Raw genomic sequence first — 8,659 nt, 5'->3', positions numbered from 1 at the left:
GACGCGGCGGCTGAGGCTGTTATGGAGCGAGATCGGCATGGCGGGTGGTATGGTCGGGTCAATAAGCCCATCATCTTATCAAGCTCTTGCGGCAGCGCAGGACTGAAGTTTTGGAAACAGGAGGGCAACAGGGCACTAAGTTGCGGTAGTTCTAAGCGTGGATTCAGAGTGAATTTGCTGCAATTTCAATATGCGCGACGCGCCCATCATTCCTCTTCTGGAGGCTGTCCATGAATAACAAGATGTTGTTGATCCCCTTGCTTGTGCTGACCGTGATGTCCACGGGTGCGATGGCGCAGCAAGGCGGGTATCCGCCCCCGCCGCCTCCGCCGGGCGCTCCCGGGGCGGGTGCCGACAATGCGCACTTTGCCTGGGCCGACGTACTCCGTGTCGATCCGGTATACGGCGTAGCCCGCACGACCGCGCCCAGCACGCAGTGCTATGACCAGCAGGTGGTGCAGCAGACCCCGAGCCACAAGGGCATCGGCACCGTGCTCGGTGCGGTAGTCGGTGGCGTGCTTGGCAGCACCATCGGCCATGGCCGCGGCAATACGGCAGCCATCGTGGGCGGTGCGGTGGCAGGTGGCGCGGTCGGCAACTCCGTCTCCAGCGGCGGGCAGACCTACACCAGCGACCAGACCGTGTGCCAGCCGGTGACCCAGGTTAGCGAGCAGCGCCAGATCATCGGCTATGACGTGGAATATCGCTATCACGGTGACGTCTACATGTCGCGCCTCAGCTACGATCCAGGCGAGCGCCTGCGCGTGCGGGTCAGCGTCTCGCCCGCCGACTGACCGGCGCTACCGCTTCACTGCAAAGGTGGCCGTTGCCCTGGCGCGGCCGCCTTTCTTTTTGGCCTGAATTTTTCTGTTGCACGGCAGCGAAAATCCCGTCATGATTGGGATTCAATCTCCCGGACCTGTCATGTCTTCAGCCGTCTATACCGCTACCGTGCTTACCAGTGCCCGCATGGCCGCTGGCATGACCTCGCGTGCGCGTCGACCGATGAATCGACATTCGGCCGGGTAGGCTGTCGCCACGTTGCATGTGTCATACGACGACGAAACCCGGCCTTTGTGCCGGGTTTTTTGCTTTTCTGACTGGAGTTAACGATGTCACTTCGTCATTTCCTCACCACCCAGGATTACAGCCGCGCCGAAATCGATGCGCTGCTTGAGCAGGCCGCGGCCTTCAAGCGCTCGCCGCGTGGCCAGCAGCTCGCGGGCAAATCGGTGGCGTTGCTGTTCCTCAATCCTTCGATGCGCACGCGCACCAGCTTCGAACTGGGAGCATTCCATCTGGGGGGACATGCCATCGTGCTCTCGCCCGGCAAGGATGCATGGCCGATCGAATTTCGTCCCGGCGTGGTGATGGATGAGGAGCCGGAAGAGCACATTGCCGAAGTGGCGCGCGTGCTGAGCCGTTATGTTGACCTGATCGCCGTGCGTGCCTTCCCCAAATTCAAGGATTGGTCGGTGGATCGCGAGGATGCGGTGATCAAGGCGTTCGCCCAGTACGCCACCGTGCCGGTGATCAACATGGAAACCATCACCCATCCTTGTCAGGAACTGGCGCATGCGCTGGCGTTGAAGGAGCGCTTCGGCGACCTCACCGGCCGCAAGTACGTACTCACCTGGACCTATCACCCCAAGCCGCTCAACACCGCCGTCGCCAATTCCGCATTGCTCATCGCCACCAAGATGGGCATGAACGTCACGCTGCTGTGCCCCACGCCCGATTACGTGCTGGACGAGCGCTACATGGCCTATGGCGAGCAGAACGCGAAGGCGAACGGCGGCTCGCTCACCGTCAGCCACAACATCGAAGAAGCCTATCGCGGTGCCGACGTGGTGTACGCAAAAAGCTGGGGGGCACTGCCGTTCTTTGGCCGCTGGGAACAGGAAAAGCCGATTCGCGACGCGCACAAGCATTTCATCGTCGACGAAGCGAAGATGGCGCTCACCAACGACGGCGTCTTCAGCCACTGCCTGCCGTTGCGCCGGAACGTCAAGGCCACCGATGCGGTGATGGATTCGCCCGCGTGCATCGCCATCGACGAAGCCGAGAACCGCCTGCACGTGCAGAAGGCGGTGATGGCTTCGCTGATTGCACAGCGCTGAGCCGCGTCATGTACCTGCCCAAGTCCTTCCACGAAACGCGTATCGAGGTGCTGCATGCGTTGATGCGCGACTATCCGCTTGCCACCCTCATCGTGCATGGAGAGGATGGCTTGGTCGCCAACCATGTTCCGCTGGCCTTGGCCGGTGCGGCCTCGCTGCACGGGCATGTGGCGCGCGGCAATGAATTGGCCAAGGCCGATGGCGTGCCGGTGCTGGCGATCTTCCATGGCGCGGATGGCTACGTCAGCCCGAATTGGTATCCCAGCAAGCACGAGACCGGACGCGAAGTACCCACCTGGAATTACGCGGTGGTACATGTGCATGGTCGCTTGCGCGTGGTGGAAGACCGTGCATGGCTGCGCCAGCTGCTGGAACAGCTGACCGATCGCCATGAAGCCTCGCAGCCGAAACCTTGGCACGTCAGCGATGCGCCGGAAGACCACATCGAGAAAATGTTGCGCCTGATCGTGGGCATCGAGATCGTGATCGAACGCATCGAAGGCAAATTCAAGCTGAGCCAGAATCATCCGGATGCCAACCGCACAGGCGTGCTGAAAGGCTTGGCCGAACGCGATGGCAAGCGCGATGCCGAGCTGACCGAACTGATGCAACAAAGCGAGGAGCGCCGGCATGGGCGATAAGCAGCACCCGTATCCGGTTCAAGTGGTATGGACCGGCAACCATGGCAGCGGCACCCAAACCTACCAGGGTTACGGCCGCGAGCATGAGATCCGCGTCGCCGGCAAACCGGTCATCGCCGGCTCTTCCGACGCCGCTTATCGCGGCGACGGCAGCAAGCACAACCCGGAAGACCTGCTGGTCGCCGCGCTGTCGAGTTGCCACATGCTCTGGTACCTGCATCTCGCTGCGGTCGCCGGCGTGGCGGTGACCGCCTATGTCGACGATGCGGCGGGCAGCCTGCTGGATCGCGGCAACGAAGGTCGCTTCACCGAAGTCGTGCTGCGGCCGTGCGTCACCATCAGCGCCGACAGCGATCCCGACGTTGCCAAACGCGTGCATGAGGACGCGCACCACGCTTGCTTCATCGCCAACTCCGTCAATTTTCCGGTGCGTTGCGAACCGCGCATTGTCATCGAATCCGTGTAAACAACCTTTCTTTTGGATCTCGCATCATGAGCAAAGACATCGTTCTGGCCTTCTCCGGCGGTCTCGACACCAGCTTCTGCATCCCCTACCTGCAGGAACGCGGCTGGGCCGTGCATACCGTGTTCGCCGACACTGGCGGCGTGGACGCGGAGGAGCGTGCCTATATCGAGGCGCGCGCCAATGAATTGAGCGTGGCCAGCCATGTCACCGTCGACGGCGGTCCGGCGATCTGGAACGGCTTCGTGAAACCGTTCGTGTGGGCGGGCGAGGGCTACCAGGGGCAATACCCCTTGCTGGTCTCGGACCGCTACCTGATTGTGGACGCCGCACTCAAGCGTTGTGCCGAACTGGGCACGCGGGCGATTGCGCACGGTTGCACCGGCATGGGCAACGACCAGGTGCGTTTCGACCTCGCCGTGAAGGCGCAGGGCGATTACGAAATCGTGGCGCCGATCCGCGAGATCCAGAAAGAGCACACCGAAGTGCGCGCGTATGAGCAGAAATACCTGGAGGCCAAGGGCTTCGGCGTGCGTGCCAAGCAGAAGGCCTACACCATCAACGAGAACCTGCTGGGCGTCACCATGTCCGGCGGCGAGATCGACCGCTGGCAGGTTCCCGGCGAAGGGGCGGTAGGCTGGTGCAAGCCGCGTTCGGAATGGCCGTCCAAACCGCTGCGTCTGACGCTCAGCTTCGTCAACGGCGAAGCCGTGGCGCTGGATGGTGAGAAGGTCGCAGGCCACAAGCTGCTGGCCAAGCTCAACACGCTACTTGCGGCATATGGCGTCGGGCGTGGCATTTACACTGGCGATACCACCATCGGCCTCAAGGGCCGCATTATTTTCGAAGCGCCTGGCTTGACCGCGCTGCTGGTGGCACATCGTGCGCTGGAAGAAGCCGTGCTGACCAAGCAGCAAAACCGCTTCAAGCCCGAGGTGGCGCGCAAATGGGTGGAGCTGGTGTATGAAGGCTTCTACCACGATCCCTTGAAGAGCGACCTGGAAGCCTTCCTCGCCTCCAGCCAGTCCACCGTCAATGGCGAGGTCACGCTGGAAACCAGCGGGGCGCTGGTCACCGCGGTTGCCGTCGAGTCCAAGCACATCCTCAACGCCAAGGGCGCCACCTATGCGCAGGCGGCCGACTGGGGCGTGGCGGAAGCGGAAGGCTTCATCAAGCTGTTCGGCATGAGCAGCACGCTGTGGGCCGAAGTCAATCACACATCCTGAGAACATCGGCATGAGCGACAGCTTGCGCATCAGCACGGACAGGAGCGAACTGGATCTGGCCATGATCCACGACTTTCTCGCGAACGGTTCCTATTGGGCAAAAGGCATTGCGTACGAAACGGTACTCAAGGCCGTCGACCACTCGTTGTGCTTTGGCGGTTATGTCGGCCAGGCGCAGGTTGCCTTTGCGCGCGTGATTTCCGACTTCGCTACCTTTGCCAATCTGGTCGATGTTTTCGTGTTGCCGGCTTATCGCGGCCACGGTTACGGCAAGCAAATGGTGCAAGCCGTCATGGCGCATCACCAACTGCAGGGGCTGCGCCGCTTCATGCTGGCGACCAGCGATGCCCATGAGCTGTACAGGTCCCATGGATTTGCTTCGCCGGCCAGGCCGGAAACCTTGATGGAAATCTACAAGCCGGACATTTACCAAGCCGCCCACCGATGACACTTCCTGCCTCTACTCCTTCAAAGATGGACTGCATGAGCCCATTACTTGCCGACACCCTCAAGCATCTGCGAGAGCTGGTCCGCCATGACACCCGCAATCCGCCACGCGCCATCGGCACCGGCGGCATCTTCGATTACCTGCGCGAGCAGTTGCCCGGCTTCGACGTGAAGGTGACCGATCATGGCGCCGGCGCCGTCACGCTATATGCCGTGCGCGGCCGGCCGAAATACCTGTTCAATGTGCATCTGGACACCGTGCCGGATTCGCCGCACTGGACGCGCGATCCGCACGTGCTGGAAGTGACCGAAGACCGCGCGATCGGGCTGGGCGCCTGCGACATCAAGGGCGCCGCGGCGGCGTTGGTGGCCGTGGCGAACGCCTGCAATGGCGACCTGGCATTGCTGTTCTCGACCGACGAAGAAGCCAACGATCCGCGCTGCATCGCCGCCTTTCTCAAGGAGGGCCACAAATACGACGCCGTGATCGTGGCCGAACCGACGCGGGGCGAAGCCGTGCTTGCGCACCGTGGCATTCATTCGGTGCAGATGCGTTTCAGCGGCCAGGCCGGCCACGCATCGGGTGAGATCAAGGCGACCGACAGCGCGGTACATCAGGCGATACGCTGGGGCGCGGCGGCGCTGGATCATGTGGACAGCCTGGCGCATGAGCGCTTCGGCGGCCTTACCGGCTTGCGCTTCAACATCGGCCGCGTCGAAGGCGGCATCAAGGCCAACATGATTGCGCCCACCGCCGACGTGCGCTTTGGTTTCCGCCCGCTGCCCAGCATGGATCCGGACCAATTGCTGGAAACCTTCCGCAGCTTGGTGGAACCCCATCCGGTCAGCTACGAGGAACTGTTCCGCGGCATGTCGTTGCCGGCGGGTGATGTGCCCAACGCCGAGGCGCGCCGCCTTGCCGCACGTGACATTGCCGACGAACTGGGCATTCCGGTCGGCAATGCCGTCAATTTCTGGACCGAAGCGGCGCTGTTTTCGGAGGCCGGCTACATCTCCTTCGTGTACGGCCCCGGCGATATCGCCCAGGCGCATACCGCCGATGAATGGGTCGCACTGGATCAATTGCAAACGTACGCAGACACCATCTACGAGATCGTGAACCGTGGAAGCGCATAAAAACACTCGCCAGACCATTGTGCGCCTGCTCTCCGCGATGGGCAGCGCCAAGGAAATTCAGCAGTATCTCAAGCGCTTTTCGCAGCTCGATGCCAAGCGCTTTGCCGTGGTGAAAGTCGGCGGCGCAGTGCTGCGCGACGAGCTCAACGACCTCACCTCCTCGCTGACCTTCCTGCAGCAGGTCGGCCTCACGCCGATCGTGTTGCATGGCGCCGGCCCGCAGCTGGACGAAGAGCTGCAAGCCGCCGGCATCACCAAGCAGACCGTCAACGGCTTGCGCGTCACGTCGCCCAAGGCCCTGGGTATCGTGCGCCGCGTGTTCCAGCAGCAGAACCTGCGCCTGGTCGAAGCGCTGCAGGCGATGGATACGCGCGCCACCTCGGTACCGTCCGGCGTGTTCATGTCCAGCTTCCTGGACAAGGACGTCTACGGCATGGTCGGCAAGGTCGACAGCATCAACCTCGCGCCGATCGAAGCCAGTTTGCGTGCCGGCTCCATTCCGGTGATCGCCAGCCTGGGCGAAACGGACGAAGGCCAGTTCCTCAATATCAATGCCGACTTCGCCGCCAACGAACTGGTGCGCGTGCTGCAGCCGTACAAGATCGTGTTTTTGACCGGTACAGGCGGCCTGCTCGACGACCAGGGCCGGATCATCGATTCGATCAACCTGAGCACCGAATACGACCACCTGATGCAGCAGCCGTGGATCAATGGCGGCATGCGTGTGAAGATCGAGCAGATTGCCGATTTGCTGCAAAGCCTGCCGTTGACCTCGTCGGTGTCGATCACGCGTCCGTCGGAACTGGCGAAGGAGCTGTTTACGCACAAAGGCTCCGGCACCCTGGTGCGCCGCGGTGAAAAAGTGTTCCGCTTCGAAAGCTGGGAAGGCATCGACCAGGCACGCATGCGTGCACTGATCGAATCGAGCTTCGGACGCAAGGTGGTGGACGATTATTTCGAGCGCACCAAGCCGTACCGTATCTACGTCAGCGAAAACTATCGCGCGGCGATGATCCTCACCCACGAGGATGGCTTGATCTATCTCGACAAATTCGCGGTGCTGGACGATGCGCAGGGCGAAGGCCTTGGCCGTGCCGTATGGCTGGTCATGCGCGAGGAAAATCCGCGCCTGTTCTGGCGTTCGCGGCACGGCAATGCGATCAACCACTTCTACTATGCCGAGTCGGACGGCTGCTACAAGCAGGAGCGCTGGAAAGTGTTCTGGTATGGCCTGGACGGCTTCGACACCATCGCGCGCTGCGTCGAGCATTGCGCGCAGCGCCAACCCACCTTGATCGATTGACACGTATGGCAACTACCAAGAAACGCATTGGCATCGTCGGCGCCCGTGGTTATACCGGCGCGGAACTGATCCGCCTGGTGGCGGCGCATCCGGCGCTGGAACTGGCTTATGTCTCATCGCGCGAATTGAACGGGCAGCCGGTCCAAGCGCACGTCGAGGGCTACCAGGGCGAGCTGCATTACAGCTCACCCGCGCACGAAGAGCTGCCTTTGCTGGATGCCGACGTGGTGGTGCTGGCCTTGCCGAACGGCAAGGCATCCGCCTGCGTGGAAGCCTTCGATGCCGCCGGCAAGAATCCCGTAATCGTGGATCTGTCCGCCGATTACCGCTTCGATAGCAAGTGGTATTACGGCCTGCCGGAACTCACGCGCGACAAATGGCGCGGTGAGAAGCGCATCAGCAATCCCGGTTGCTACGCCACCGCCATCCAGCTTTCCGTCGCACCACTCAAGGATGTGCTGGCCGCGCCGCCGGTATGCTTCGGCGTCTCCGGTTATTCCGGCGCCGGCACCACGCCGTCAGACAAGAACAATCCGGAAAAACTGCGCGACAACCTGATGCCGTATTCGCTCACCGGCCACATGCATGAAAAGGAAGCGAGCCGGCACCTGGGCGTCCCGGTGGAATTCATGCCGCACGTGGCGCCGCATTTCCGCGGATTGACTGTGACCACCAATCTCTACGTTTCGCGTGCCTTGAAGCGCGAGGATGTGCTGGCGCGTTTCCAGCACGCCTACGCCGGAGAGAAGCTGGTGCGCGTGCTCGACGAAGCGCCGTGGGTGAGCCAGATTACCGGCAAGCACCACGCCGAGATCGGTGGTTTTGCGTTATCGGCAGACGGCAAGCGCGTGGTGGTGGTGGCGACGCTGGACAACCTGTTGAAGGGCGCCGCAACGCAGGCGATGCAGAACATCAACCGGGCCATCGGCATGGACGAGTACACCGCCATTCCCGTGTAGCAGAAATACAGAGACCATCATGACCGATCTTCTTTGGCAAAAAGCCGGCGTCGAAACCAACGCGAAAATCATGCAATTCCTGGCCGGCGACGACGTGTTGCTGGACCGCGAATTCTTCCTGCACGACATCACCGCCAGCAAGGCGCACGTGGAAGGCCTGGCCAACATCGGCGTGGTCAGCGCCAAGGAACGGGACGACCTGAAGCGCGAACTCGATGCGCTGGCCGATGATTTTCGCGCCGGTAAGTTCGTGCTCGACGAGCGCTACGAAGACGGCCACTCCGCCATCGAGGCGCGCCTCACCGAGCGGCTTGGCGATGCCGGCCGCCGCGTGCACACCGGCCGCAGCCGCAACGACCAGAT

10 protein-coding genes are annotated in these 8,659 nt (G+C 62.1%); all 10 read left to right on the top strand.

Translation table 11 applies throughout. The features are described 5' to 3' along the window. The first annotated feature begins 230 nt into the window (after window positions 1-230). Window positions 231-794: a glycine zipper 2TM domain-containing protein gene (locus VMA74_RS04340; protein ID WP_325365167.1), complete on the top strand. Its 564-nt coding sequence runs from the start codon at window positions 231-233 to the stop codon at window positions 792-794. 318 nt (window positions 795-1,112) lie between these two features. Continuing rightward, window positions 1,113-2,120, top strand: coding sequence for an N-acetylornithine carbamoyltransferase (locus VMA74_RS04335; RefSeq protein ID WP_325365165.1), 1,008 nt, complete (start codon window positions 1,113-1,115; stop codon window positions 2,118-2,120). Between the two features lie 8 nt (window positions 2,121-2,128). Continuing rightward, complete coding sequence (locus tag VMA74_RS04330; RefSeq protein ID WP_325365163.1) at window positions 2,129-2,761, top strand: FMN-binding negative transcriptional regulator; 633 nt, start codon at window positions 2,129-2,131, stop codon at window positions 2,759-2,761. Further along, complete coding sequence (locus tag VMA74_RS04325) at window positions 2,751-3,227, top strand: OsmC family protein (protein ID WP_325365162.1); 477 nt, start codon at window positions 2,751-2,753, stop codon at window positions 3,225-3,227. The genes VMA74_RS04330 and VMA74_RS04325 overlap by 11 nt, the downstream gene beginning before the upstream one ends. Window positions 3,228-3,250: 23 nt before the next feature. Then, complete coding sequence (locus VMA74_RS04320; protein ID WP_325365171.1) at window positions 3,251-4,450, top strand: argininosuccinate synthase; 1,200 nt, start codon at window positions 3,251-3,253, stop codon at window positions 4,448-4,450. Between the two features lie 10 nt (window positions 4,451-4,460). Then, window positions 4,461-4,898 (top strand): GNAT family N-acetyltransferase, encoded by a 438-nt coding sequence (locus VMA74_RS04315; protein WP_325365160.1) that lies wholly within the window; start codon window positions 4,461-4,463, stop codon window positions 4,896-4,898. A 35-nt stretch (window positions 4,899-4,933) separates the two neighbouring features. Further along, a complete protein-coding gene (locus tag VMA74_RS04310; protein ID WP_325365158.1) occupies window positions 4,934-6,034 on the top strand; it encodes an acetylornithine deacetylase in 1,101 nt (366 codons plus the stop codon). Between the two features lie 37 nt (window positions 6,035-6,071). Then, complete coding sequence (locus tag VMA74_RS04305) at window positions 6,072-7,337, top strand: acetylglutamate kinase (RefSeq protein WP_325365169.1); 1,266 nt, start codon at window positions 6,072-6,074, stop codon at window positions 7,335-7,337. A 5-nt stretch (window positions 7,338-7,342) separates the two neighbouring features. After that, window positions 7,343-8,296, top strand: a complete 954-nt coding sequence (gene argC / locus VMA74_RS04300) for an N-acetyl-gamma-glutamyl-phosphate reductase (RefSeq protein WP_325365156.1) — start codon at window positions 7,343-7,345, stop codon at window positions 8,294-8,296. Window positions 8,297-8,315: 19 nt separating this feature from the next. Beyond that, on the top strand, window positions 8,316-8,659 hold a 344-nt coding region (locus tag VMA74_RS04295; RefSeq protein WP_325365154.1), incomplete at its 3' end, for a lyase family protein.

Origin of the sequence: Dyella sp., from assembly GCF_035508675.1 — a bacterium.
GTDB lineage: Bacteria > Pseudomonadota > Gammaproteobacteria > Xanthomonadales > Rhodanobacteraceae > Dyella_B.
The sequence above is the reverse complement of the archived record's forward strand: the minus strand, read 5'-3'. Positions and strand labels throughout refer to the sequence as shown.